Origin of the sequence: Streptomyces solincola, assembly GCF_002982015.1 — a bacterium.
Classification (GTDB): domain Bacteria; phylum Actinomycetota; class Actinomycetes; order Streptomycetales; family Streptomycetaceae; genus Streptomyces; species Streptomyces solincola.
The window spans coordinates 18,868-44,237 of sequence record NZ_PVLV01000034.1; the positions used below are offsets into that span (position 1 = coordinate 18,868).

At 74.7% G+C, this 25,370-nt stretch carries 23 protein-coding genes and 1 pseudogene; 10 read left to right on the plus strand and 14 right to left on the minus strand.

The features are described from left to right. Nucleotides 1-52: 52 nt before the first annotated feature. Complete coding sequence (locus C6N75_RS02380; RefSeq protein ID WP_105867156.1) at nucleotides 53-901, minus strand: universal stress protein; 849 nt, start codon at nucleotides 899-901, stop codon at nucleotides 53-55. A gap of 326 nt (nucleotides 902-1,227) precedes the next feature. Here C6N75_RS02380 and C6N75_RS02385 point away from each other — a divergent pair, with 326 nt between their 5' ends. The 4 genes and pseudogenes from C6N75_RS02385 (at nucleotide 1,228) to C6N75_RS02400 (ending at nucleotide 6,766) form a co-directional block, all read left to right on the plus strand. Continuing rightward, nucleotides 1,228-2,310, plus strand: coding sequence for an alcohol dehydrogenase catalytic domain-containing protein (locus tag C6N75_RS02385; protein WP_105867157.1), 1,083 nt, complete (start codon nucleotides 1,228-1,230; stop codon nucleotides 2,308-2,310). A gap of 236 nt (nucleotides 2,311-2,546) precedes the next feature. After that, nucleotides 2,547-2,960: pseudogene (locus C6N75_RS02390) on the plus strand (ArsI/CadI family heavy metal resistance metalloenzyme). A gap of 687 nt (nucleotides 2,961-3,647) precedes the next feature. Further along, on the plus strand, nucleotides 3,648-6,353 hold the full coding sequence (locus C6N75_RS02395) for a cation-translocating P-type ATPase (RefSeq protein ID WP_258177180.1): 2,706 nt from the start codon (nucleotides 3,648-3,650) through the stop codon (nucleotides 6,351-6,353). Further along, nucleotides 6,350-6,766, plus strand: coding sequence for a pyridoxamine 5'-phosphate oxidase family protein (locus C6N75_RS02400; protein ID WP_105867159.1), 417 nt, complete (start codon nucleotides 6,350-6,352; stop codon nucleotides 6,764-6,766). The genes C6N75_RS02395 and C6N75_RS02400 overlap by 4 nt, the downstream gene beginning before the upstream one ends. On the opposite strand, the gene C6N75_RS02405 is transcribed toward C6N75_RS02400, so the two are convergent. The 3 genes from C6N75_RS02405 to C6N75_RS02415 all read right to left on the minus strand — a co-directional run bounded on the left by C6N75_RS02405 (nucleotide 6,723) and on the right by C6N75_RS02415 (nucleotide 12,075). Next, entirely contained in the window at nucleotides 6,723-8,504 is a 1,782-nt protein-coding gene (locus tag C6N75_RS02405) for a sensor histidine kinase (RefSeq protein ID WP_258177181.1), read from the minus strand. The genes C6N75_RS02400 and C6N75_RS02405 overlap by 44 nt on opposite strands. 86 nt (nucleotides 8,505-8,590) lie before the next feature. After that, nucleotides 8,591-9,295 (minus strand): response regulator, encoded by a 705-nt coding sequence (locus C6N75_RS02410; RefSeq protein WP_105867161.1) that lies wholly within the window; start codon nucleotides 9,293-9,295, stop codon nucleotides 8,591-8,593. Further along, nucleotides 9,292-12,075 (minus strand): cation-translocating P-type ATPase, encoded by a 2,784-nt coding sequence (locus C6N75_RS02415; RefSeq protein WP_105867162.1) that lies wholly within the window; start codon nucleotides 12,073-12,075, stop codon nucleotides 9,292-9,294. The genes C6N75_RS02410 and C6N75_RS02415 overlap by 4 nt, the downstream gene beginning before the upstream one ends. 198 nt (nucleotides 12,076-12,273) lie before the next feature. Between C6N75_RS02415 and C6N75_RS02420 the strand changes: the two genes are divergently transcribed. The 4 genes from C6N75_RS02420 (at nucleotide 12,274) to C6N75_RS02435 (ending at nucleotide 15,459) form a co-directional block, all read left to right on the plus strand. After that, nucleotides 12,274-12,780 carry a flavodoxin domain-containing protein gene (locus C6N75_RS02420; protein ID WP_105867185.1) on the plus strand — a complete coding sequence of 169 codons (507 nt, stop codon included), beginning with the start codon at nucleotides 12,274-12,276 and terminating at the stop codon, nucleotides 12,778-12,780. Between the two features lie 7 nt (nucleotides 12,781-12,787). Further along, a complete protein-coding gene (locus C6N75_RS02425) occupies nucleotides 12,788-13,375 on the plus strand; it encodes an Rv1733c family protein (RefSeq protein ID WP_105867163.1) in 588 nt (195 codons plus the stop codon). Between the two features lie 55 nt (nucleotides 13,376-13,430). Then, nucleotides 13,431-14,075, plus strand: coding sequence for a CBS domain-containing protein (locus C6N75_RS02430; RefSeq protein ID WP_105867164.1), 645 nt, complete (start codon nucleotides 13,431-13,433; stop codon nucleotides 14,073-14,075). A 103-nt stretch (nucleotides 14,076-14,178) separates the two neighbouring features. Then, nucleotides 14,179-15,459 carry an APC family permease gene (locus tag C6N75_RS02435; RefSeq protein WP_105867165.1) on the plus strand — a complete coding sequence of 427 codons (1,281 nt, stop codon included), beginning with the start codon at nucleotides 14,179-14,181 and terminating at the stop codon, nucleotides 15,457-15,459. Between the two features lie 39 nt (nucleotides 15,460-15,498). Here C6N75_RS02435 and C6N75_RS02440 read toward each other — a convergent pair whose 3' ends face one another. Together C6N75_RS02440 and C6N75_RS02445 are read right to left on the minus strand one after the other, a co-directional pair. Further along, complete coding sequence (locus C6N75_RS02440; protein ID WP_105867166.1) at nucleotides 15,499-16,377, minus strand: universal stress protein; 879 nt, start codon at nucleotides 16,375-16,377, stop codon at nucleotides 15,499-15,501. An 11-nt stretch (nucleotides 16,378-16,388) separates the two neighbouring features. Then, nucleotides 16,389-17,279, minus strand: a complete 891-nt coding sequence (locus C6N75_RS02445) for a universal stress protein (protein ID WP_105867167.1) — start codon at nucleotides 17,277-17,279, stop codon at nucleotides 16,389-16,391. Between the two features lie 239 nt (nucleotides 17,280-17,518). Between C6N75_RS02445 and C6N75_RS02450 the strand changes: the two genes are divergently transcribed. Beyond that, entirely contained in the window at nucleotides 17,519-18,415 is an 897-nt protein-coding gene (locus C6N75_RS02450; RefSeq protein WP_105867168.1) for a universal stress protein, read from the plus strand. 30 nt (nucleotides 18,416-18,445) lie between these two features. Continuing rightward, complete coding sequence (locus C6N75_RS02455; RefSeq protein ID WP_258177182.1) at nucleotides 18,446-19,429, plus strand: Acg family FMN-binding oxidoreductase; 984 nt, start codon at nucleotides 18,446-18,448, stop codon at nucleotides 19,427-19,429. A 125-nt stretch (nucleotides 19,430-19,554) separates the two neighbouring features. On the opposite strand, the gene C6N75_RS02460 is transcribed toward C6N75_RS02455, so the two are convergent. From C6N75_RS02460 to C6N75_RS31240, 8 genes are all read right to left on the minus strand, one after another. Beyond that, nucleotides 19,555-20,253, minus strand: coding sequence for a helix-turn-helix domain-containing protein (locus C6N75_RS02460; protein ID WP_105867169.1), 699 nt, complete (start codon nucleotides 20,251-20,253; stop codon nucleotides 19,555-19,557). Between the two features lie 68 nt (nucleotides 20,254-20,321). After that, the gene (locus C6N75_RS02465) at nucleotides 20,322-21,218 is read right to left on the minus strand and encodes a universal stress protein (protein WP_105867170.1); all 897 of its coding nucleotides are present in this window, start codon (nucleotides 21,216-21,218) and stop codon (nucleotides 20,322-20,324) included. A gap of 133 nt (nucleotides 21,219-21,351) precedes the next feature. Continuing rightward, nucleotides 21,352-22,008 (minus strand): CBS domain-containing protein, encoded by a 657-nt coding sequence (locus tag C6N75_RS02470; RefSeq protein ID WP_105867171.1) that lies wholly within the window; start codon nucleotides 22,006-22,008, stop codon nucleotides 21,352-21,354. Nucleotides 22,009-22,042: 34 nt separating this feature from the next. Then, the gene (locus C6N75_RS02475; protein WP_105867172.1) at nucleotides 22,043-22,918 is read right to left on the minus strand and encodes a universal stress protein; all 876 of its coding nucleotides are present in this window, start codon (nucleotides 22,916-22,918) and stop codon (nucleotides 22,043-22,045) included. Nucleotides 22,919-23,506: 588 nt separating this feature from the next. After that, nucleotides 23,507-24,013: a nucleoside 2-deoxyribosyltransferase domain-containing protein gene (locus C6N75_RS02480; protein ID WP_105867173.1), complete on the minus strand. Its 507-nt coding sequence runs from the start codon at nucleotides 24,011-24,013 to the stop codon at nucleotides 23,507-23,509. After that, on the minus strand, nucleotides 24,010-24,501 hold the full coding sequence (locus C6N75_RS02485; protein WP_258177183.1) for an HIT family protein: 492 nt from the start codon (nucleotides 24,499-24,501) through the stop codon (nucleotides 24,010-24,012). Before C6N75_RS02485 ends, C6N75_RS02480 begins: the two co-directional genes overlap by 4 nt. A 65-nt stretch (nucleotides 24,502-24,566) precedes the next feature. Next, a complete protein-coding gene (locus C6N75_RS02490; RefSeq protein WP_105867174.1) occupies nucleotides 24,567-24,758 on the minus strand; it encodes a hypothetical protein in 192 nt (63 codons plus the stop codon). Between the two features lie 251 nt (nucleotides 24,759-25,009). Beyond that, nucleotides 25,010-25,279 carry a Pycsar system effector family protein gene (locus C6N75_RS31240; protein WP_258177184.1) on the minus strand — a complete coding sequence of 90 codons (270 nt, stop codon included), beginning with the start codon at nucleotides 25,277-25,279 and terminating at the stop codon, nucleotides 25,010-25,012. Nucleotides 25,280-25,370: the final 91 nt, after the last annotated feature.

Here is a 25,370-nt window from a genome sequence, read left to right on the forward strand (position 1 = left end):
CCCGCCCCGGCGCGCCGCCTTGCGGGGGCAGTGGGGCGTCCGGCGGACGAGATCACCGGTCGCCCGGCACGATGGCCACCGGGCAGCGCACGTGGTGCAGGAGCGCGTGGTTGACGCGGCCGAGGTAGAGGCCCGTCCGGGACGGCCTCGCCTCCGCGCCGACCACCAGCAGGTCGGCGGTCTCGGATGCCTTGAGGAGGACGTCGCGGGCCGGTCCTTCCGCAACCCTCGTGTGCACCTCGACGGCGGCATGCCGGGTCCGCTCTTCGGCGAGGGCGGCGCGCAGGTCCTCTTCGGCATGCTGTGCGGCCAGTTCGGGGTGGCGGGGAAGGTCGAGCACGGCGCTGATCTTCGTCCGGGGGGTGCGGTGCCAGGCCGAGACGGCGTCGATGACGCCGCCGCACGCCCCGGCGAGGGCGAAGGCGAAGCGGACCGCGCCGCCGCCCGCGGAGGTGTCCTCGACGCCCAGCAGAAGTCGGGCGCCGCGGATCGCGGTGGCCATGCTCGTGTCCCGGACCACGACCACGGGGCAGGGTGCCCGGGCGGCGACGGCCAGTCCGACGGAGCCGACGAGGAGTTCCTTCATATCTCCGTTCCCGCGCGCGCCCACGACCAGCGTGAAGGCGTCGCCCGCGGCGTTCAGCAGGGCGGTGTCGGGGTCGCTGTAGACGGTGGCGGTGGTCACCTCGTCCGCGGTCCGACCGGCCCGGGCGCGCGCCTCGGCCACGCGCAGCAGCCGATCGGCCTCGTCAGCTTCGCGGTAGGCATGTGGGGAATGCCCCGAGACGGCGTGCACGACGTGGAGCGGGCGGCCCAGGCAGCCGGCCGTCTCCGCGGCCCAGTCGACCGCTCGGAGGCTGTCGGCGGATCCGTCCACTCCCACCACCACGGCTCGCGCCATGAAGACCACTCCTTCCGCTGCCCCACGCCTTCAGCGTGGCTGCCGTCTGCCGCCCCCGTGAGAGCCGAATGGGGTAGCCGAACCCTGACGATCGGCCCGTTCGGTGATCCGGTCAGACCCGCGCCGGTCAGCCGGGGCTGGCCGGATCGTGGGCGAGGCCCCTATGGCCCCCTGTCCTCCGCTCTTCGGGGCATCGCTCCAGACCCGCACCGCTCGGCCGATGTGAGCAGGGCCGGACGGCTGCCCGCTGGGGCCGGACGGCCCCAGCGGTTGCGGTGCTGCGGGGTCCACGCTGGCGGGGGAGCACAAGCAGGAAGGACGACGTCATGAAGGCAATGGTGTTCCAGGGCCCGGGCCGGGCCTCCTGGCAGGACGTCCCGGACCCCGGGGTCAAGGATCCCGCCGACGCGGTGGTGAGGGTGGGCGCCGTCACCATCTGCGGAACCGATCTGCACATCCTCAAGGGCGACGTGCCCGAGGTGAGTGCGGGTACGGTGCTGGGCCACGAGGCCGTCGGAGAGGTCGTGGACGTCGGCAGCGACGTGCGGACCGTGAGGCCGGGAGACCGGGTGCTGGTGTCCTGCATCTGCTCGTGCGGGCGTTGCCGCTTTTGCCGGGAAGGCCGCTACGGGCAGTGCCGCGCAGGCGGAGGCTGGGTTCTCGGCCATCTGATCGACGGCACCCAGGCCGAGTACGTGCGCGTTCCGTTCGCCGATCTGTCCGTGCATCCATTGCCCAGCGCGGTACCGGACGAGGACGCTGTGCTGCTGGCGGACATCTTCCCCACCGCGTACGAGGTGGGGGTGCTCAACGGGCAGATCCGGCCGGGCGACACCGTCGTGGTGGTCGGCACCGGGCCCATCGGGCTGGCGACCATCGCCGCCGCCCGGCTGTACACGCCGGCGCGGATCATCGCGGTGGACCTGGCCCAGACCCGGTTGGAAGCGGCGCGCGGGATGGGCGCGGACGCCGTGGTCGGCGCGAACGACGCGCCGGAGGCGCTGGTCCGGGACCTGACCGACGGGCTGGGAGCCGATGTCGCGGTCGAGGCCGTCGGCGTGCCCGAGTCGTTCGAGGCGTGCACGCGGATGGTGCGGCCCGGCGGACGCGTCGCGAATGTCGGAGTGCACGGCAAGCCCGCCGCACTCCACCTGGAGGATCTGTGGGTGAAGGACGTGACGATCACTACGGGACTGGTCGACACCTACTCCACCCCGCTGCTGCTGCGGATGATGGCGGCGGGCAGCCTGCCGGCGGCGGCCGCCCTGGTCACCCACCGCTTCGACCTCGGCGAGATGGAGGAGGCATACGACGTCTTTTCCCGGGCCGACCGCACCGGAGCGCTCAAGGTCGTCCTCGGCGGCGCGCGCGACGACCGGCTGGAGCGGGCCGTGGCTCAGGATTCGTAGTCGCCGTAGAGGGTGAGTCGTGCGCTCTCAAGAGCGCAGGCCCACATCGGCGCCCGATGCCGCTATCTCCTCTGGAGCGTTGAGATGGGGTCGGCACCACCGGCACGCCAGGTCGACAGCGACCGCGTCCTTGTTCGAGGAGCGTTCCACCGTCATCTGCGCCTCCCTGCCGCACGCCGGACAGCCCGCACCGCCAGTCACGGAAACGACGTCTCTGTCAGCATCGGGAACCACCGGTGGCCTTCTGCTCCCGGCTGCTGGGCGCGTCGCCGGCCAAGCGCCGTCCCGGCTACGCCGACTTCGCCGTCGCGGAGCCCCCGCTGAAGCTCGTCCTCATCGAGGGCGAGCCCGGACAGGACACCCGCCTGGACCACCTCGGGATCGAGGTGGCCACCACCGAGGGGTCGCCGCCGGCACCGATCGCCTCAGGGAGGCGGGCCTGGCCGCCGTCGAGGAGCGGGGCACGTCCTGCTGCTACGCCCGTCCAGGACAAGGTCTGGGCGACCGGTCCCGGCCGCGAGCCCTAGGGGGTCTACACCGTCAAGGCCGACGCGGGCGCCCCGCGGAAGCAGGTCGCTGACGACGACTGTTGCGCCGGCTCCGCGCGGGACGCGCAAGCCGCCGGAGCCGGCTGCTCGTGTCCGGGCTGACCGGCCGCTCACCGCGCCGGGCGAGCGGCCTGCGACCGGCGCCCGTATCCGCTGGCTCGACCCAGGCGCCGGCGCCCTCACACGCGGGAGACTCGGCGCCTCCCTGGTCGAGGCGGAAGGGCGGGTATTCGTCCGTGCGCGGCCCTGGTGAAGAAGCCGACCACACATGGGTGGGGAGAGGCCGGCGGCCACCACTTGATCAGCACCAAGTCGCGCGAAATGGCGTTCCGGATACGCGATGTGCAGGGTGGCCGGGTAGTCCGGCACTTCGGCGCGCGTGGATGCCAGCGGGATGGTGCGTCCGACACGTGAGCGGGACGTCGTCGTCACCGGTTCTTCCGCAGTCGCACCAGGGTTGCGCCGCCTCCAGCGTCGGGCCGCCGCAGGTGCGGCCGGCAGGACTGGGTGGCACCGGTTCGCGGGGCCGGGTGCCGGACGGACCGGGACCGGAGGGTCTTTCGAGGCCTCTGTCCCAGACCCGGCTGCACCGGACAGCCCCCGGCGTCGGCCCGAAGGGCCCTGCCAAGGGTCCGAGGCGCGATGGCAGCGTGGTCCTTGAGACCGGTTCGGCCGGTGGCCCGCCCGTACGCGGGGGCCACGCGTCGCACCGGCCGCCGGACCGGTGCGGAGGGCGGACCACGAGCGTCCGGCCGGGCCGCCATCGCGGTGCCGGACCAGGAGGTATCCGTGTCAGCCAAGAGCAGCGCCCCCCGGACACGTCAGGACGGAGGGGGGTTCCCCGGCCTCGACGACCGGCAGGCCGCACGCCGCCTGGCCGAGTACGGGCCGAATCAGGTAGCCGCACCAGCGGGCGCCCCCTTGTACACCCGCGTCCTGACCCAGCTTCGCGATCCGCTGGTGACGGTGCTCCTGGCGGCCGTCGCCCTCACCGTGGCGATCGGGGACCACGCGGACGCGACCGTCATCGCGGTGGTGATCGTCGTCAACACCACCGTGGGAGTGGTCCAGGAGGTCCGGGCCGACCATGCGATCGCCGCCCTGTCCGCCCTGTCCGCGCCGACGGCACGGGTACGGCGGGGCGGGGAACTGAGGGAGGTCGCCGCCGCCTCCGTGGTGCCGGGTGACGTGTGCGTCCTGGCCGAGGGCGATGTCGTCCCAGCCGACGGCCGGCTGGTGGAGGGCGCCGGGCTGCTGGTGGACGAGTCCATGGTGACCGGGGAGTCCGTGCCCGTCGCCAAGTCGACGTGCGCCGCATCGCCCGAGGAGCAGCGGTTGCTGGCCGGAACCACGGTGGTCCGAGGGCGGGGAGTCACCGTCGTCACCGGCACGGGGGCGGCGAGTGCGCTGGGCCGCGTCGCCGGGCTGCTGGACACCAGGCCGCCGCCCACTCCGCTCCAACGCCACCTGACGGCCCTCGGCCGGACGCTCGCCCTGGTGACGCTGGTCCTGTGCTTGCTGGTGTTCGTGCTCGGCGTGGTGGGCGGTACGCCGCCGGCCACCATGTCGGTGACGGCGATAAGCCTCGCGGTGGCCGCGGTGCCAGAGTCCCTCCCCGCGGTCGTCACCCTGGCCCTCGCGCTTGGCGCCCGCCGGATGGCAGCCCGTCACGCGCTGGTCCGCAGGCTGCCCGCGGTGGAGACGCTCGGTTCCGTCACCGTTCTGGCCACGGACAAGACCGGAACGATCACCGAAGGCCGGATGGCCGTCGAGCGGGTGTGGACCCCGGACGGCTCCCACCAGCACGTCGGGACGGGGCCCTCGCGCCCACCGGACCAGGCGTTCGGCTCGGGGACCGGTTCCGCGGCCGTCCGGCAGCTGCTGACCACGACCGCGCTGTGCAACGACGCGGTGGCGCCATCGCCGGAGCCGGGTACACCTGCCGGCCGGGAGTCCGGGCAGGACGGCACTGCCGCCCTGGGCGACCCGACCGAGACGGCCCTGCTCGCCGCCGCGGCCGCGGCCGGCTGCCCCTCGCGGGCGGAGCTCACGTCGCTGTACCCGCGGCGGGCCGAGGAGCCCTTCGACAGCCTGCGCAAGCGGATGACCACGGTGCACTCGACACCGGACGGATCGCTCCTGGTCTGTCTGAAGGGAGCCCCGGAGGTGGTGCTCGACCCGGCGGTGCTCGACGAGCCGGCCCCGCTGGTGGCCCACGTACGCGAGGAGGCTGCCGCGTTCGCGGCTCGGGGTCTGCGGGTCCTCGCGGCGGCCTCGGGCACGGTGGGCGAAGTTCCCGATCCCGTGGCCGGAGCCGAGCGGCGTCTGCGTCTGCTGGGGCTGGTAGCGCTCGCCGACCCGCCGAAGCCGGCGGCGGCCGGCACGCTGGCCGCCTGCCGGGCCGCCGGCATCACCCCGGTGCTGATCACGGGGGACCATCCGGCGACTGCCGCGGCGATGGCACAGCGGGTCGGCCTGGTGGCCGACGGCGCGGCGGACTCGGTCGTGACCGGGGCCGACCTGGCCGCCGGCCGGGTCGGCGACCCGACCCGGGTGCGGGTCTTCGCCCGCACGGACCCGGAGCAGAAGCTGGACATCGTCCGGTCCTGGCAGTCCCGCGGGCAGGTGACGGCCATGACCGGCGACGGGGTCAACGACGGGCCCGCGCTGCGGCAGGCCGACATCGGGGTCGCCATGGGCGGCCGCGGCACCGAGGTCGCCCGGCAGGCCGCCGACCTGGTGCTGACCGACGACGAGCTGTCCACCGTGGTGAGCGCCGTGGAGGAGGGCCGCAGGGTCTTCGACAACGTGCGGCGCTTCCTGCTGTACGGCCTGGCCGGGGGCACCGCCGAGATCCTGGTCATGCTGGTCGGACCGCTGCTGGGCCTGCCGCTGCCGCTGGGCGCCGGGCAGATTCTCTGGATCAATCTGCTGACGCACGGGCTGACCGGGGTGGCCATGGGGGCGGAACCGGTGTCGCCGAATGCCATGCGGCGGCCTCCCCGTCCACCGGACCGGCACGTGCTGGCTGACGGACTGTGGCAGCGCCTGCTGGCGCTGGCCGCAGTGGTCACCGCCGGATCGCTCACGGCGGCACTGCTCGCACGGGAGTCGGGCGCGCCCTGGCAGAGCGTGCTGTTCGCCTCCCTGCTGATGGCGCAACTGGGCGTCGTCCTCGGGCTGCGCGACCGGCTGCTCAGCCGTGCGAACCCGTTCCTGCCGGTGGCCGTCGCGGTCTCGGCCGGTCTCGGCGCCGCGGCGGTCCACCTTCCGCTGCTGCGCGGGCTGCTGGGCATGACGGCGCTCGGGGGACGGGAATGGGCCTGGGCTCTCGCCGTGGGCGCGGTGGCCTTCGCCGCCGCCCGCCTAGCGCGCCGGCATGGCGGTGCGGGCAGCGGCGGTACCGGCCCGGTGGGCATCCCGGCCGGATCCCGTCCGACGGGCGGGCGGCGCGCCGTGCACAGCGGCCCGGCTCCCGAAGGGCGAGGACGATGAAGGACTGGAAGAACGCCCGGGAACGCGAGGACGCCGGTGGGCGCCGCCTGCGCCGGCTCGGACGGGACGAGGCGCTGCTCCTGCTGGGGGGTGCGTCCTCGGGGCGTCTCGTCTTCACCGAGCACGCGCTGCCCGCCGTCCGGCCGGCCCGGCATGAGCTGGACAGTGGTGACCTCGTCGTACGGCTGTGGGGCGGCCAGGACGTACTGCCCGCGCCCGCGCTCTCCGTGCCGCTCGTGGTGGCCTACGAGGCGGACGCCGTCGACCCGGCCACCTCGCGCGGGTGGAGCGTCGTCGTGACGGGGTATGCCCGGACGATGGCCGACGGGACCGGGGCGGAGCCCGCGTGCACGTCCCCGGAGGCGCGTCTCAGGATCCGCCCGGAGCTGGTGGTGGGCTACCGGCTGAACTGACCGGCCGCACGTCCGGTGCGCCGGGGCGATCCGCCGGCCCAGTCCGGGCGGTGTGCTGCAGCGGCGCGTGCCAGACGAAGCGGGCGCCGCCCTCGGGGCCCGGGCCGCTGCGGAAGCCGCCGCCCGCCTTGTCGGCGCGCTCCGCCAGATTGTGCAGTCCGCTGCGCTCGCATCCCGCGGGCAGTCCCCGACCGTCGTCGGAAACGATGAGCTCGACATCGTCCGCTGAGGCGCGCAAGCGCACGTCCACGCGAGTGGCGTGCGCGTGCCGGGCCGCGTTGCTGAGCAGTTCGGTGAGAGCGGCCATGATGTCGTCGGCCGTCCGCGCGGGCACGTCCGTGTCCAGCAGGCCCTCCATGCTCAGGCGCGGGGGGAACCCCAGCGCGGCGGCCGCCTCGCCGACCGCCGCGGTGGCGCGGGAGCGCAGTCCCGCGCCGCTGTGCTCGTCGTGGACCCTCAGGCCGAAGATGGTGGACCGGATGATGCGGATCGTCTCGTCCAAATCGGTGACGGCTCGTTCCAGGCGTTCCACGGCCCCGGGATGCTCGACCAGCCGGGCGGCGCTCTGCAGGGTCATACCGGTGGCGAAGAGCCGCTGGATGGCCAGGTCGTGCAGGTCGCGGGCGATGCGGTCGCGGTCCTCCAGCAGGATGAGGTGCTCGGCGTCCCGTCGGCGGTCAGCGAGCTCCAGGGCGAGGGCGGCCTGTCCGGCGTACGTGAGGAGCGCCTCCGTCTCCTCCGGCGTGAAGGGGGTTCCGCCCTCCGGGCGGGTCAGGAGCAGCACTCCGCCGCGCTGCGACCGGCCGTCGCCGAGAGGGACGGCGATCGAGGGCCCCGGTCCCGGAGCGGCGGGATCCTCGGTCTGCGGGCCCGCCACGGGTGTCCCGGTGCGCAGGGCGCTCGCGGCCGGAGTCCCGTCGGCGATCACCGTGCCGCGCCGCGCCCGCGCGTCTCCGCCGGTCGCCAGTTCCACCACGAGGTCGCCGCCTTCGCCGGCCGGGCACACGGCCACGTCGGCCAGCGCGGCGCCGGCGATGTCCCCGGCCCGGCGGGCGATGAGGTCCAGCACCTCGCCGCGCGGGCTGCCCGAGAGAAGACTACTGGTCACCTCCGCGTTGGCGCGCAGCCACTGCTGCCGGCGCCGGGCGCTGGCATAGAGGCGGGCGTTGTCGACGGCCACTCCGGCGGCTACGGCGAGCGTGGAGATGACCGCCTCGTCCTCCGCGTCGAACTCCCGTCCCCCGCGCTTGTCGGTGAGGTAGAGGTTGCCGTAGACCTTGTCCCGCACCCGGACGGGCACTCCCAGGAAGGACCTCATCGGCGGATGGTGCGCGGGGAAGCCATAGGAAGCGGGGTGCTGTTTGATGTCGCTCAGGCGCAGCGGTTCGGGATTGCGGATGAGCTCGCCGAGCAGCCCGTGGCCGGACGGGAGATGGCCGATCCGCTCGACCTCCTCGTGGGACAGGCCGACGGTGAGGAACTGCGACAGGGTGCGCCCGTCGGGACCGATCACGCCCAGCGCCGCGTACTCCGCGTCGACCAGGAAGGCGGCTGCCTCCGCGATGCGGTGCAGGACCTGGTGGAGGTCGAGTCCGCTGCCTACCGAGACCACCGCCTGGAGCAGGCTGTGGACCCGGTCACGGGTGCCGCGCGCGGAGTTGATGCGGACCTGCAGCTCGTCCAGCAGCTCGTCCAGACGCAGTTGCGGCACCGGGGGCAGGGGCTCCTGAGCACTCACGGCTTTCCTTCGGGCGGCCGGCTCGTCTCCGGTGCCAGCGTAGCCCGGGTGGTCGGCGGGCGGCATCCGCTCGACGGCCGACCGGGTCAGCCGCTGCCCGCCCTCGAGTGGTGGTCCGCCGAGGGGGTGTGGTGCGAGGCGATCACGGCGGCCTGGACGCGCCGTTCGACACCCAGTTTCGCCAGCAGGCGCGAGATGTTGTTTTTTACCGTCTTCTCCGAGATGTAGAGGCGCCGGCTGATCTCCCGGTTGGTCAGCCCCTCCCCCACCAGCTCCAGCACGGAGCGCTCCCGCTCGGTGAGGGAGGCGTAGCCGTCGTCGTCCTCGTCGGCTGGACCGGCGCGCAACCGGGCCATGACCCGGCCGGTCGCTCCGGGGTCGAGCAGGGACTGACCTGAGGCGACGGTGCGGACGGCGGACACCAGGTCGGTACCGGTGATCTGCTTGAGGACGTAACCCGACGCCCCGGCCATGATGGCGTCCAGCAGCGCTTCCTCGTCGTCGAAGGAGGTGAGCATCAGGCAGGCGAGGTCCGGCTGACGGGAGCGGAGTTCCCGGCAGACGGCGACGCCGTCTCCATCGGGGAGGCGTACGTCCAGCACGGCGACGTCGGGGCGCAGTGCGGGGACACGGGCCAGGGCCTGTTCCGCGGTGGCGGCCTCGCCCACGATCGACAGGTCGGGTTCGCCGTCGAGTAGGTCGTGAATGCCCCGCCGAACCACCTCGTGGTCGTCCAGCAGGAAGACGGTGGTCGGTCGGTCCGCGTCGGCTGTGGCGTGTTCCTGGCTCATCGGTCCTCCCCGCTTCTCCGTTCCGGGGCCCGCCCTGCCGGGGCGGTCGTCCCTTCAGGCTGGCCCATGCGGGGGCCGGCCGCCAGGGCCACATGGGTCCCACCGGCGTCAGGACCGGGGGCCGGGCGGCGCCGGCGCACGGCCCGGCGCACCTCGTCGGTGCCCCACACCAGCACCGGGAAGACCAGCACGAGCAGCACCACGTCGAGCGGCAGGGGCGCGGTGCCGAAGACGCCCTGGAAGGGCGGCAGATAGATCAGGGCCGCGGTGAAGGCGAGCTCGAAGGCGATGCCGGCCAGCAGCAGCGGATTGGTCCACAGGCCCACGGCGCGCAGTGAGGCGCGGTCGGTGCGGGCGGCGAAGGCGGTGCCGATCTGGCAGCTCACGATGGCGGCGAAGGTGGCGGTAGTCGCGGTGACGTAGGCGTCGTGCAGCGGCTGCCCCTCTCCGGTGGGGGCGCCGGGGTGCCAGCCGGCCCGCCACAGCACGTAGAAGAAGGCCAGCATGGCCAGCGCGGCCGAGACGGCGCCGAGGTAGCCCCAGCTCCGGACCAGCATGTCGCGGGAGATCACGCCCTGGGAGCGGGGCCGGGGGCGGCGGCGCATGAGGCCGGGCTCGGCGCGTTCCCGTCCCAGCGCCAGGGCGGGCAGGGTCTCGGTGCCCAGGTCGATGGCGAGGATCTGCAGCACGGTGAGCGGCAGCGGAACGGCGCCTGCGGTGAGGGCGAAGACGAGGAAGGGTACGACCTCCGGTGTGAGGTGGGCGAAGATGTAGACGATGAACTTGCGGACGTTGTCGTAGACCCGGCGGCCCGACTCGACGGCGGTCACGATGGTGGCGAAGTGGTCGTCGGTGAGGACCATGGTGGCGGCCTCCCGGGCGACGTCGGTGCCGGAGCGTCCCATGGCGATGCCGATGTGCGCCCGGTGCAAGGCCGGGGCGTCGTTGACGCCGTCGCCGGTCATGGCGACGATCCGGCCGTGGGCCCGCAGCGTGTCGGCCACTTTCAGCTTCGTTTCCGGGGCAGAGCGGGCGAACACGATCTCCGGTCCGTCGTCCGGGCCCAGCAGGGCGTCCAGCTCCTCGTCGGTGACCGACTCCGACTCGTCGACGACGTACAGGTCGGGCCTGCCGATGCCCACCTCGCGGGCGACGGCCGCCGCGGTGGCCCCGTTGTCGCCGGTGACGACGTGCACCCGGATGCCCGCCTCGTGGCATCGGCGCACCGCCTCGGCCACCCCCGGGCGCGGCGGATCGTGCAGGCCGACCAGGCCGGCGAGGTCCAGGTCCCGCTCCACGTCCTCCCGGCGGGCGGGGTCCGCCGTACCGGGCAGCTCCCTGGTGGCGACGGCCAGGACCCGCATGCCGGCCCGGGCCATCGACCGCGCCGCCTCCCGTGCGGCGGCCTGCTCCGAGCCGTCCTGCAACCGGTCGAGCACCGCTTCCGGGGCGCCCTTGGTCACCACCAGCGGCGGTCCCGGCGGATTCCGGGCCGTGACGACGGACATCAGGCGCAGTCGTGGGTCGAACCGGTGCAGCACCAGCCGTTCGGCGTCACGGGCCGTCGGGTCGGCGGCGGCACCGTGCCGGGCGGCGCCGAGGACGAGGGCGACCTCGGTGGGGTCTCCGTGCCAGGCGCCGTCCTCGTCGCGGGTGACGGTGGTGCACCGGACCACGGCCGCCGCCAGCGGGGTCGTCCAGGGGCCTGTCCGGTCCCCGTGCCGGGGCGTCCAGACACTCTGGAGCCGCATGGAGTTACGGGTCAGGGTGCCGGTCTTGTCGGTGCAGATGACGCTGGTGGAGCCGAGGGTCTCCACGGCGCTGAGGCGTTTGACCACCGCGCCCTGTCGGGCCAGTGCGCGGACGCCGACGGCCAGGGCGAGGGTGATGATCGGCAGCAGTCCTTCGGGGACATTGGCGACCAGCAGACCGATGGCGAAGACCAGGGCGTCGGCCGGCGGCAGCCCGACCAGCACGCCCACGACGACGAACAGGGCGCCCATGGCGAGCGCCGCGGCGGCGATCAGCCAGGCCACCTTCTTGACCTGCTCCTCCAGCGGGCTGCGGTCGCGCTCGGTGCGCTGGCTGAGCGCGGCGATGCGTCCCAGTTCGGTCCGGCGACCGGTGGCGAAGACGATGCCGCGGGCCAGGCCGCCGGTGCAGGTGGTGCCGCTGAAGACGAGGTCGGGTTCCCGGGACAGCGGCAGGCCGGGCAGCGGAGGCCCGGCCAGGCGTTCCGCGGGCTGGGACTCCCCCGTCAGCATGGACAGGTCGACCTGGACGCCGCCCTCGGTCAGCCGGGCGTCGGCCGGGACGCGGTCGCCTTCCTCGATGACGACGAGGTCGCCGGGGACCAGGGTGCGGGCTTCGACGGTGGCGGGCCGTCCGTCGCGGACCACCCGGGCCTGCTCGGGCAGGAAGCGCGCCAGGGTCTCCACCGCCCGTTCCGCCTGCCGCTCCTGGAGGAGGGCGAAGGCGGCGTTCACCAGGATCACCGCGATGACGGCCCACCCCAGCACAGGGGTGCCGGCCACGAAGGCCAGTGCGGCGGCCGCCCACAGCAGCAGGGCCAGCGGATGGGCGAGCTGGGCGGTCAGTTCGCGGTGGAAGGGGATGCGCGCCCCGGCCGGGACCTCGTTGGGTCCGTGCACCGCCAGGCGCCGTGCGGCCTCCCGGGCGGACAGCCCGTCCGGGCCGGTGCCGAGGTCCCGCCGCAGCGCGGGGAGAGGTTCCAGCGGGTCCGGGCCCTGGGGTGGCGGAGCGACGGGTGCGTGGCTCATGGCGCCGTCCTCCTCGTGGCGGTCTGCCTCGACCGTCGCGCCGGGCCGCGAAGACCCGCAAGGGTCACTCGGGCCGGGCCCGAGGGCTGTCCGGCCCCCCGCTCCGGAAAGGGCCGAGCGGCCCGGCCGTACGGGTCCCAACGGCTCTGCGTCCACCGTGCCGGGGCCGGAAGACTCGTCGTCAGGGAGGTGGACGCCATGACGCACCGCGTACTGGTCGCCTACGGCACGAAGAACGGGTCCACGGCCGAGATCGCCGAGATGATCGCTGGCACGCTGCGCCGGCGGGGACTGGAGGCCGACGTCCGGCCGCCGGGCGAGGTGGCCGAGCTCGCCGGGTACGACGCCGTGGTGGTGGGCGGGGCCCTGTACATGGGCCGCTGGCACCGCGATGCCCGCCGCTTCTGCCGGCGGCACCGGCACGAGCTCCGGGAGCGTCCCGTGTGGCTGTTCAGCAGCGGGCCACTCGACCCGTCCGCGGGTGAGCGCGACATCCCGCCTGTGTCGGGCGCCCACCGCGCCGAACTCTCCCTCGGCGCCCGGAGCCACATCACCTTCGGCGGGAGTCTGCGCGCCGGGGCGAGAGGGCGCATGGCCAAGGCCATCCTGGACGAGGGACGCGGCGGCGACTTCCGGGACAGGGAACGGATCTCTGCCTGGGCCGAGTCCGTCGCGGACGACTTGGCGGTCGCCGGGGCGAGGTGAGCGCGCCGTGTCCTTGACGCTGCTGCGCGCCCGGTGGCGGCCGGGCCCGCTTCGCCGGCGAGTCGACGTCGTCGAGGCGCGGCTGGCCGTAGTGCTGGGCTGCGGTGTCTGCGTGTGCGCTCCCCTGGCGGGCGTCTTGGCCGGCTGGTCCTCGGCCGACCACGAGCGCGCGCTCGCCGCCGTCCGGCGCGAACAGCTCCATGGGGTCGTGGCCGAGGTCGTGGTCGCCCCCGCGCGGGACGCGGTGCGCGTCGACGAGACGGGCCGCACGACCACCGTGCCGGTGACGGTCCGGTGGACCGACGGCGACGGACGGCGGATCACGGCGTCGACGCGGCTGCCGGCCGACGTCGAACGAGGCGACCGCACCCGGCTGTGGCTCGACGACCGCGAGCGACTGTCGGCGGCGCCCCCGGACGCGCACGACATCACCGTCGGCGCGTGGACGACCGGGGTGTGGGCGGCGAGCTGGACCGCGGGCGCCGGCGTCGTGACGGGCGTGGTGGTGCATCGGGTCTGCGAGCGATGCCGGGCGGCCTCGTGGGAGCACGAGTGGGCCAGGACCGAGCCCGTTTGGAGCCGACGTACGCCGTAGTGCCGTGTGTCCTCCCGCCGCCACCGGCGGGACGGCCGATCGAGGAGGTGTCCGTATGAACACGGCGAACACGTCGTTCCACACGGTCGGCGAGGTGATGAGCCACGCCGCGGTGGCGGTGGGCCAGGACGCGCCGTTCCGGAAGCTGGTCGGGCTCATGGCCGAGTGGAAGGTCAGCGCAGTACCGGTACTCGCGGGCGACGGCCGCGTGGTGGGGGTGGTCTCCGAGGCCGATCTGCTGGGCCTGGGCCGGCCAAGCGGTGGCCGGACCGCGGAACGCCGAAGAGTCTCCTCGAAGGACGGGGACGGTGCGTGCGCGGCCGACCTGATGTCGGCGCCGGCCGTGACGGTGCACCCGGACGCCCCCCTCGCCGAAGCGGCCCGGATCATGGCCCGTCGCAGGGTGAAGAGGCTGCCGGTGGTGGACGACGAGGGCGTCCTGCGAGGTGTGGTGAGCCGGGGTGACCTGCTGAAGGTCTTCCTGCGCCCCGACGAGGACCTGCGCAGCGAGATCCGGGAGGAGGTGCTCGCGCGGCTGCCGGGCTGCGAATCGCTGGATGTCGAGGTGGTCGAGGGCGTGGCCACCGTGACGGGTCCGCTCGGGGACCGCACGCTGGTGCCGCTTCTCGCCCGCGCGGTCTGCACGGTGGAGGGCGTAGTGGATGTCCGCTTCGCCCTGAGCGCCCTCACGGCGGCCTGACGGCCGGACGTTTCCCAGGTCGGCGGCGATCCGGCCACCGCGCGTGCGGTGACCGCCACGGCTGTGCGTAGCATGTCCCGCGCCACCGGCGAAGGGGAGGACGATGGGCGGGTCCCGGACCGACGCGCGGACACCGGGGGAACTGCACCGGCGTCTGGGCCTTGGGGACGCCGTGGTGATCGGGCTGGGGTCGATGCTGGGCGCGGGGATCTTCGCGGCGCTCGGGCCCGCCGCCCGCGCGGCCGGGCAGGGATTGCTGTGGGGCTTGGCGCTGGCCGCCGTGGTGGCCTATTGCAACGCCCTCTCCACCGCGCGGCTGGCCGCCCGCCATCCCGTCTCCGGAGGCGCCTACGTCTACGGGCGTGAGCGCCTCGGCGAGTTCTGGGGCTTCCTGGCCGGCTGGGCGTTCGTGGTCGGCAAGACCGCCTCGTGCGCGGCGATGGCGCTGACCGCGGGGGTGTACCTGTGGCCGGAGCACGCGCATGCGGTGGCGGTCGCCGCGGTGGTGGCGCTGACCGCGCTGAACTGCGCCGGGGTGGGCAGGTCCGCGCTGGTCACCCGGTTCATCGTGGCCGGTGTCCTCGCGGTCCTCGCGGCGCTGGTGGCGACCGCCCTCTCCTCGGCGGCGGCCTCCGCGGACCGCCTGGCGACCGGCGCCGAAGGAACGGCCTGGGGCATCGTTCAAGCGGCCGGGCTGCTGTTCTTCGCCTTCGCCGGCTACGCGCGCATCGCGACCCTCGGCGAGGAGGTCCGCGACCCGGTCCGCACCGTCCCCCGGGCCGTCCCCCTCGCGCTGGGCATCACGCTGCTCGTGTACGCCGCCGTGGCGGTGACCGCGCTCGCCGTCCTCGGACCGGAGCGGCTGGCGCGGGCGGCGGCCCCGCTGGCGGAGGTGTCCCGGGCCGCGGGCGCCGACCGGTTCGTGCCGGTAGTCGGCGCGGTGGCGGCGGTCGCGGCCCTCGGCTCCCTGCTGGTGCTGATCCTCGGCGTCTCGCGCACGACGCTGGCCATGGCGCGCGACCGCCATCTGCCCTGGGGGCTCGCCGTGGTGCACCCCGCTTCGGGTGTGCCCCGGAACGCCGAGATCGCCGTCGGCACGGTGGTCGCGGTCGTCGCGGCCACTGCCGACGTACGCGGGGCCATCGGCTTCTCCTCGTTCGGCGTGCTTCTCTACTACGCCGTCGCCAACGCCTCCGCCTTGAGGCTGGGGCCGTCGGAGGGCCGTCCGCCCTGGCTGGTCCCGCTCACCGGACTGGCGGGCTGCCTGCTGCTCGCTGGCGCACTGCCGGTCGGCTCCGTCATCGGCGGAGCGGCGGTGCTGGGCTGCGGCGCCGCCCTGCACGGTGTGCGCCGGTCGCTGCGGCGGCCCGGTCGTCGGCGCTGACCGCGCGCCAACCGGCCCGCACCCGCCGTGCGCGTGTGGTCAGCGGACACGCTCCGGTACGACGATCACCGTGCTCTCGGCTCGGTGCAGCAGCCCGTGGGCCACCGACCCGATCCGCATCCCGGTCCAGCCGCCGCGGCCGCGGCGGCCCACCACCACGGCTCGCGCGGCGGCCGAGAGGCGCCCCAGCTCCTCTACCGGATGACCTCTGACCACTTTGGTGCTCAGGGGCACATCCGGGTACGCCTCCCGGTGCCCGGCCACCGCCTCGGCCAGGAAGCGCTGGCGCTCGGCGAGTCCCTCGGTGTCGTCGCCGAGTCGCACGAGCGGCTGCCGCCACGCCCAGACGGCCAGCACTTCGGCCTGGCGGAGGCCGGCCTCCTGGAAGGCGAACGCCAGGGCGGACCGCGCACCGTCGCTGCCGTCGACGCCCACCACGAACCGCGCCGCGTCGGTCGCGGGTCCGGTGTCCGGGACCACGACGACCGGGCAGCCGGCCCGGGCGCTGACCGGTAGTGCGACGGAGCTCGCGCTGAAGAGCTCCGCCGCGCGGCCCAGCCGGCGTGAGCCGACGACGACCAGGCCGCCGTGTTGCTCGGCCCGGCGGCACAGGACGGCGGCGGGGACGCCGTCGGCGAGTTCGGTGACCGTGGTGAGACCCGGGTGCAGGGCCCCGGCCGTGGCGGCGGCCTGCACCAGCGCTTTGTCACCCTGTGCCTGGAGGGACATGTAGTGCGGAACGGTGTCCACGTGCTGGGTGTCGTGCAGCGGTGGGACGGACACCACCAGGCGCAGCGGCAGACACCGGCGGGCCGCCTCGTCGGCCGCCCAGGTGAGTGCCGGCAGCTGGGGGGCCGCGGGATCGACCCCCACGACGACCTGCGGGTGGGCGGCCGGGCGGGGAGGGGTGGACGTCATGGCGCTCTCCCTCAGGTCCGGTCGGCCGACGGCGCGACCTTGACGGGGCACTGCGCGTGGTGCAGCACGGCGTGGGTGACGTGGCCGAGGCCGCCCGGGCGGTGACGGCGGGTGTCAGGGCCGCCGACGACCAGCAGGTCTGCGGCACCGCTGGCCTCCACCAGGGCGCCGGCCGCCGACCCGCTCGAACGCACGTCGGCCTCGACGACGAGGCCGGGGTGATCCCGGGCCAGGGTGTCGGCGAAGGCGTCCAGCTCCTCCACGCGGCGCCGGGCCAGCGCGTCCAGCCCGTCCAGCATGCTCACCACGCCGCCGGCCTGACCGAGCGGGTTCCAGATCCCGACCAGCCGCAACGCGGCCTTGCGTGCCTGCGCCTCGCGGACGGCGGCCCCGATCCACCCGGTGTCCCCCTCGGCGTTCACCGCGGCCAGCACCACTCCCGTCTCCGGACGGCCGGGCTGGTCGCGCACCACGATCACGGGCACCGGACATCGGGCGGCCACAGTCAGAGCCACCGAGCCCAGCAGCAGCGACCGAAAGCCGCCGTGCCCGCGGTGCCCGACGACCAGCGTGTCGTCCGGTTCCACGGCGGCCAGCAGCGCCGGCGCCGCCGCCTTACGGCTGAACGTCTTCTTCACCGCGAGCCCTGGATGGCGCGCGGCCACCGCGTCCGCGACCGTCTCGAGCAGCGCCCGGCCGGCCTCCCGGGTCGCGTCCTGGGATTCGTACGGGGTCAGTTGGAGGAGGCGGTCGAGATCTGCGCCGTAGACCAGGTGCAGCGGACGGTGCGCCCGCTCGGCCGACTCGGCGGCCCATAGCGCGGCCGCCAAGGCGACGGCAGAGCCGTCGGCGCCCACGACGACGGTGCCGCTCTCGGCTCCGTGGGGAGAGTCGTTGCTCATGGTCCCTCCTCGGTCGGGTCCTGTGTCCTCCAGGATCGGCCGCCGTCCGGCAGGCGGGGCAGGGCCGTGGAGGCACCGGCCGGGACCAAAGGTCCCGCCCACCGCGCGCCCCGCCGGACGTCGAGGGTCTCGGCCCTGCACAGGGCCGGTCGGCATCCGCCGCGTCCCACATGGCCCTATACGCGCTGGGCGGGGAGCGGGACGGTGGCAGCGGGTGATCTCCCGGAAGGAGGCACGTCATGACCGGGGATGTGATCGTGGGTCTCGACGGCTCGCCCGAAAGCAGGGCGGCCGCACGGTGGGCGGCGGAGGAGGCGCGGCTGAGCGGCTCCGCGCTGCGGCTCGTCCACGTCGTGGAGTGGCCCGGCGTACCGGAGGTGCCGCTGTACGTCTTGGAGGCGGACGAGGAACGGGCCGGCGAGCTCCTGCGACGCACCGCCGCCCGACTGGCCACCGCCCGGCCCGACGTGGGCATCTCCATGTCGGTGCTGCGCGGGCGGCCCCCCGCGGAGCTGTCCAGGATCCTGAACGAGACCGACGGCGTACGGCTGGGGGTGCTCGGCTCGCGTGGTCTGGGCAGGCTCACGGGTTTCCTGACGGGGTCGGTCAGCGCCGCGGTGGCGGCGCGGGCGGCCCCTCCCGTGGTCCTGGTCCGCGGCCCCGGCCCCGGGGCGCGGCCCGAGGATGCGGACGCCGGCCCTCAGACGGAGGCCGGGGCCGTGGTCGTGGGAGTTGACGTGCGCTCGGAGACCGGGGAGGTGCTCGGTTTCGCCTTCCGGGAGGCCGCCCTGCACGACTGGGCGCTGCACGCCGTGCACGTCTGGCGGACGCCCGTCGGCTACGGGCAGGCCGAGGCGCTGGACCTGGGTCTCCCCGCTGAACTCGAGGCCCGTCTGGCGAAGGAGCTGGACGAGGCCGTCGCTCCGTGGACGCGCGCGTTTCCGCGTGTTCCGGTGACAGCGGACTGCGTGACGGGCCCGACGGCTCCGCGACTTCTCGCGGCGTCCGACGGGGCCGCACTGGTGGTCGTGGGGCGCAGGCACCGCGGCCCGCTGGCAGGCGCACGGCTCGGCCCTGTGGCGCAGGCCGTGGTGCATCACGCGACATCGCCTGTCGCTCTGGTGGCACACGACTGACCCGATCCCGCACACCCCTGGGAGGCGACGGTGAAGACGGCACATGTGGACGTAGCGGAGGTGGTGTCCTGGGTGGGGGACGCGGTGGCCGCTCCCTCCATGCACAACGCCCAGCCGTGGCTGTTCGGTTACCGGCGGAGCAGCGGCGAGCTGACCCTGCGGGCCGATCTCGCGCGGACCATGCCCCGTGCCGACCCGGCCATGCGGGGGCTTCATCTTGGCTGCGGCGCGGCCTTGTTCAACCTGCGCGTCGCCGCGGCGCACGGAGGCCGGTCGGCCGCGCTCCGGCTGCTGCCCGATCCCGCCGACCCGCTGCTCCTGGCGGTCTGCACGTTCTCCGTGCCGGTCCGCGACGACACGCCCACCGACCTGTTTCCGGCGATCCGCCGGCGCCGCACCAACCGGCAGCCCTTCTCCGGCGAGCCGGTGGCGCCGGAACTGCGGGACGCGCTGAGCGCCGCGGCCCGGCTCGAAGGGGCCAGGCTCGCCTTCGCCGGTTCCTGGCATGCCGAGACCCTTGTCGACCTGGTGCGCACCGCGGAAGCGGAGGAGGCCACGGTGCCGGCGGTACGGCGGGAGCTGGCCCAGTGGGTCGCGACGACGGCGGAGCGGGGGCGGGCGGACGGCATCCCGCCTGCCGCCTTCGGCCCACGCCGCTACGGCGGCAAGGCGCCGGTACGCGATTTCGCGACCGCCACCGCCGAGCCGACGGGCCGTCCGGCGGCGGTGTTCGAGGAGACACCCTGCCTGGCGGTGCTGGAGACCGCCGACGACTCCGCGCCGGACTGGCTGCGGGCCGGGCAGGCCTTGGAACGCGTCTGGCTCCAGGCGACCGCGGACGGCCTCGCCGTCTCCGTCAACTCCCAGGCGTTCGAGTGGCCGGAACTGCGGTGGGCGGCACGCGACCCGCGGTCCGGCCGCGGCCGGCCGCAACTGATGCTGCGGTTCGGGTACGGGCCCGAGGTGCCGGCGACACCTCGGCGGGACCTTTCGGAGGTCCTGGAGATCCGCTGAATTCCCTGGCTGAGGTCCGTGGCAGATCCACCGAGCAGAAGGATCCACCGAGTGCCGTACCGCCCGGCGACGGGGCGGTACGGCACTCGGATGCCGTCCGGCCGGGCGGCTCGCCCGCGGCCGGGTCAGCCGTCGGGGGTCACGATCCTGCGTCCGGTGACGCGTTGCGGCGTCAGCACGATCCACAGCTCACGTCCGCCTCCGGCCCACGGCGCGCTGTACGCCCGGTCGCCGAGGGCCCTGGCTTCACCGGGTTCGGTGACCGAGCGGGCCGTGCCGGTCATCAGCACGCTCCAGCCGCGGCTGAACGCCTCGTCGATCCGGTCGACCTCGAAGCCGGCCGCGCGGCCCGCGGCAGCGGCCGGGGCGGCGTCCGAGGCGGTCCGGTAGGCCACTTCTCCCTGCACCACCGTGTAGTTGACCGGCAGGATCTCCGGCGCGTACGACGCCCCCGCGGCCAGGGCGACACGGCCCACCCCGTGGTGGCCGACCAACGCCCAGCACTCCTGCTCGTCCAGCACGACCAGCTCCGACCGGCCCGCGGCCCGCCCGACGCCGGCGGGCAGGTCGCTGTGCAGCCCGGTCAGCTCGTCGAGGTCGGTTTCCAGGGCTCCGGCCAGCCGGAGCAGGAACCCGGCTCCGGGGGTGGACGGCCCCTCCTCCACGTAGCGGATGTACCCGGGCGCCGACCCGGTGCGCAGGGCGACGTCCTCGGGGGTGAGGCCCAGGGCCGCGCGGCGGGCCGCCGCGCGCCTGCCGATATCGCTCCGGTGGACGCCCGGTTCGTCGGCGGAGACCACGCGCGGCTGTCGTCGGCTCGTCATCACTGCTCCTCGATTCGCGTCGGAGGAAAAGGCGGAGGAAGGGGGGAGATCACCGGGCGCGGGTCCCGCTAGGTCGGCACCGCGTCCTCGCGCACCGTTCCGTCATGGGGTACGACGGCCACCGGAGCCGTCGAGTGGTGCAGGACGGCGTGCACCACCGGACCGACCCGGAGGCCCAGTGCCGAGTGCCGGGACCTGAGTCCCACCACGACCAGACGGCTCTCCCGAGCGGCCTCCACCACGTCCAGCGCCGCGCTGCCCTGCCGGCACTGCCCGGAGATCTCGATGTCCGGATACGCCGTGGCCCACTTCTCCACCAGCGCGCCCAACTTCTTGCGCCGCTGGGCGGCGATCTCCGAGGCGAGCATCGGCACCGCGCTGGCGCTGTAGGGGCTGTACGCCATGGGCGGGGCCCAACTGTGCACCAGGCGCAGCCCGCTGCCGTGGCGGCGGGCGGCTTCGCAGGCGTAGCGCAGGACGGCGTCCTCGTCTTCCCGGATGTCCACCCCGGCGACGACGTCCCCGTCGGGGACCGTGGCGCCGCCGTCCAGCGGCGCGCGGACCAGCGTGACCGGTCCTCTCGCGCGGGCGAGCACCGCGAGGGAGACGGAGCCGGCGAGGAAGCCCATCGCCGCGCCCAGGCCGCGTGAGCCGAGTACCAGCAGGTCCGACGTACCGCTGAGTTCCGCGAGTCCCGCGACCGGGTCTCCCGGATACTGGTGGGTCTCCAGGCGCACCCCTGGATGGGCGCCCCGGACGTGGGCGGCGGCCGCGTCGAGCAGCTCGGCGGCCCAGCGCCGGCGTGTCTCGGGGTCGACATACCGCACCACCGGGTCGGCGGGGTCGAAGTCCACATGTGCCAGAACCAGCTCGCGGTCCCGCAGCAGGGCCTCCTCCGCCGCCCAGTCCGCTGCCGCCGCGCTCTCCTGTGAACCGTCCGTGCCGACGGTGACGGGGCGCGTCATGAGGCTCTCCTTCCGTGCGGAAGTCAGGCTTCCACCGTGCCGGTCGGGCGGCTGCCACCGGTAGGGCCGACCAGACCCCCCACCGGTGCCGGGCGGGCCCTTCCCCGCACCGCACCGGGTGGCCCGGCCCGGATCAGGCGGCCCTGCCGGTCGGGCGTCGAACCCGGCTGCGGACGGCCACCACGCCCTCCACCGCCCGGGCGGCCCGGCACGCCGCGGCGGCTTGGGCGGCGTCGGGCAGGCTGCCGGAAAGCGTCACCACGCCGTCGTGCACCTCCGCCCTGATCTCGCTCCCGCCCGGCAGCCGCCCGAGCACGGCGGTGCGGACCTCGGCGGCGAGCTCGGCGTCGGTGCGCAGATAGACCTTCAGCAGATCGGAGCGGCTCACGATGCCCTCCAGCCTGCCGTGCGCGTCCACCACTGGGAGCCGTTTCACTCCGTGCCGTGCCATCGACCGCGCGGCCCGGGCCAGCGAAGTGCCGGCGGACACGGTGAACGCGGGTGCCGTCATGACCTCGCCGACGACGCTCGCTCCGGCCTTGGCGTACTCCGCCAGCCGCGCGCGCTGCCCGACGAGCGTCGGTTCCTCGCTCCGCAGCTCTTCCTTGGCCAGCAGATCCGCCTCGGAGACCACGCCGACGACGCGCGCCTGCGGATCGACGACCGGAAGCGCGGTGATCCGGTGGCGTCGCATCAACTCGGCTGCCCGCCGAAAGCCGGTGTCCGGTGTCACGGACACGACGTCCGCCGTCATGACGTCGCCCACGGTGTACGGGGATGAGTGGTCCATGGCGTCTCCGCGTCTTCCGCGGTCCTTCCTACCGTCATGCGCGTCGCGGCACGAGAGCTACTGGGCAGTCGGCGTGGTGCAGCAACGCGTGTCCCACCAGCCCCAGTTGCATTCCGAGCCGGCCGTGCCGCCGGTGCCCGCCGATGACCAGCAGATCGGAGCGGGTGGCCCGCCGCAGCAGCGTTTTCCTCGCGGAGCCCTCCTCCACCTCGCAGCGCGCCTCCAGGTCCGGATGGTCCGCCAACGGGCCCTTGATGACCGTCTCCAGCAGGGCTTCGGCATCGGACGCGCGCCGGTTGAGACCGCCGCCGGTCAGGAGCGGGTGCTCGGCGGGGCGAGGGCCGGCGTCCCGCCAGGCGTGCACCACCTCCAGCGGGCAGCCCCGCGCCTCGGCCTCCTCGCACGCGAAGCCCACCGCCTCGCCGTCCTCCGCCGCCCCGACCCCGGCCGCCACCCTGCGGCGCCCGCCGGCCACGGCGTCGGGGCTGCCGCGCACCACGACGACCGGGCAGTGCGCGGTCGCGGCGACCGTCAGGCTCACCGACCCCAGGAGCAGTCCTGCGATGTCCCCACGGCCGCGGCAGCCTGTGACCACGGCGAAGGCGTGCTCGCTCTCCCGCACCAGCGCACCCGCCGGGTCCTCGGCCCGCACGGCCGTGCGCACGGTGACACCGGGCGCCCGCCGTACGGCTCGCTGGGCGGCGGCGCCGACGATGTTCTCCGCCAGCACCCGCCCACCGGTCCGCTCCAGGCCGGCGGCCAGATGCGGGCCCTCGTACCGCTCCCACGAAGAGGCGTGGACGATGCGCAGCGGTACGTCGCGCCGGAGCGCCTCGTCCACGGCCCAGTCCGCGGCCGTGTAGCTGCTCGGAGAGCCGTCCACCCCGACGACCAGTGGCGATGCGGTCATGACCTGCCACCTCCCGGTGTCCGTCGCTCCCTGCCCACCTTGGCGGCACGGGCGCCGGTCCTGTAGGGCCGATCGGGCCACACCGGCTCGATGCCGCCGGCGCCGGGCAGGCCCGGCCCGGCCCGGCCTGGCCGAGGAGGGGGACATCCGGCGTCACCCAGGGGCGAAGGACCGATCGTCAGCAATTGGTGTCGATCCCTCGTCCGCCAGCGGCTCCGAGGAGGTGCCCGAGCGGCACGCCGCGCTTGCCAGTGCTCCCCTTGGGCTTGTTGGACTCCCTCAGCCTGGCGGCGCGCTGCCCGCTCAGCCGCGCGGTCGGCGGCCTCACTCCCGCGGGCCCCCGCACAGCCCGTCTCGCTGGCACGCCTGGCCACGGCCATCCACCTCGCTGCCGACGCCCAGGCCCTCCAGCGGCGCCTACGACGCGATGCCCTCGCCGACCGGAAGGGCTGACGCCCACCGTGAGCTACCAGCTCGGCGAGGCGTCCGCCTCGATCCGGTCGGCCGTGCAGAGCTTGCAAGCAGCGGCCCGCGAGGTCGCCTCGGCCTGAAGCGCGCCGGACACCTTGAGCAGCCCGCCCTGGGCGGTCAGGCTCGAAGCGGCGCGTTGGACCGCCGGGAGAGGAGCGCAAGGGTCTTCGTCACGGTGTCGGCCAGGGTTTCGCACACGGGGACGCTGTACCGGCCGGCCACGTAGACCAGGTAGCGGTTCCGCTCCGGATTCGGGCAGTCGGCCGGCGCTCCGAGGACGGCGCGGCCGCTGGGTGTGTCCAGGCCGAACTCCACGTTTGTGGTGAAGCCCGGGAGCGCCCTCACGTCGCGGGGGATCCAGAACAGGATCGCGTCGGCGGCCGCTCTGGCCTCGGTCTCCCAGTCGACCTGGTGCTCGTAGCGCTCGGCCCGGACGCCGCAACGGGACTCGGGGCTCAGGACGGTCAGTGGTTCCGGGCCGGTCCACTGGGCGGTGATGAGGTCGAGGGCCGTCGGCCGCCAGGACGGAGCCGGCGCGCTCTTGTCGGGGGTCGGTCCGGCCAGGAACACCTTGGGGCCGGCGGGGATGGGTTCGCGGGCCATGACCAGGCGGACGGCGCTCATCGGGTTGCTCCGTTCTGCGCGGTGGTGCGGTCGGTGTGCTGCGGGGTCCAGGGCAGAGGCAGGCCGTCACCCACCTGGCGGGGCATGTCGTGGGCGTGGAGGTGGAAAACCGTCTGGGTCGCTGCGGCGCTCTTGCTGGTGACGATGTTCGCGGCGGGGTGCTCGGCCATCAGCTCGGCGGCCCGGCGCATCACCGTGGCGGTCACCTCCGGGTCGGTGCCGGCGTCCTGGACGTGGACGCGCGGCAGGACCAGGAGGTGGCCGGTGTTGACGCCTGCGGAGCGGGGGCGGATCGCGAGGGCATCGGGCCACGCGCGGACGACGGCCGCCGGCGTGTGCCCAACGGCGATGGCGCAGAAGGCGCAGCCGGGTACGGCCCGAGGGCGGGGTGTGGTCTGCATGCCCACCACGATCCCGGCCCCGTACGGGGTCCGGTAGGAGTTGCCCATTGCGTCTTCGGCCGACGGCTCAGGTCGGGCGGTTGGCATACAGCCGAGGGTGCGCCCGCAGCCAGCTCCAACGGCTGCGGGCGCACCCTCGTGTGCGGGGGTGGTCAGGCGCGGGGCGGGGCGATGAACCGCCTCCCGGCGGCTGTGAGGCCGTAGGCGGCTGTGAGGCCGTAGGCGGCTGTGAGGCCGGCGAGCGGCGACCCGGCGAGCAGCGCGGCGCAGGCCCTGCCGGTCAGACCGTAGTGGTGGACGAGGGCTTGGCCGGTGGCGTAGCTGACGGCCCAGCAGGCCAGCATGACGGCGACCAGGACGGCGGCTCGCAGGCCGAGCCGGGGTGGTCCGAGGCGGGTGGCGGCGTGTTCGGCGTGGGCGGTCAGGGCTTGGTCGGGGGTGCCGGCCGGGGTGCGGGCCAGGCGGCCGCAGGATCACTCCGCGCGGTGGCGGGCCGTCCCGGCCGCGCGGGAGGCGTCATCCTCGATCACCAGGCGGGGGTGGTGGCGGCCGTCATCGAGGTGAACCGCTCGAACATGGCGCGTCCTTCCGGGAGTCAGTGCAGGGCGGTGGTGAGGAGGGCGGCGGCCAGGACGACCAGGGCGGCGGCGGTCAGGTCCACCGAGGCCCGCAGGCCGCCGAACTTCGTCTTGGCCATGCGGGAGAGGTGGGCCAGGTCCTCGGCACGGTCGGCCTGCACCTGAGAGCCGGCGGGCGCGGTCAGGTCGGCCAGCAGCTCGGCGTCGCTGCACTGCGCCCAGTGCAGGAACGTCCCCGGCCGACGGCCGCTCAGGCGAGGCCGGACGACCAGGAGCACGGCCAGCATCGCGGGCGGCCAGGAGCAGCGCCCCGGCGCCCACCAGGACGGCCGGCAGCAGCGGGAGTTCCCGGCCGGGAACGGTCGCCACCAGGACGGC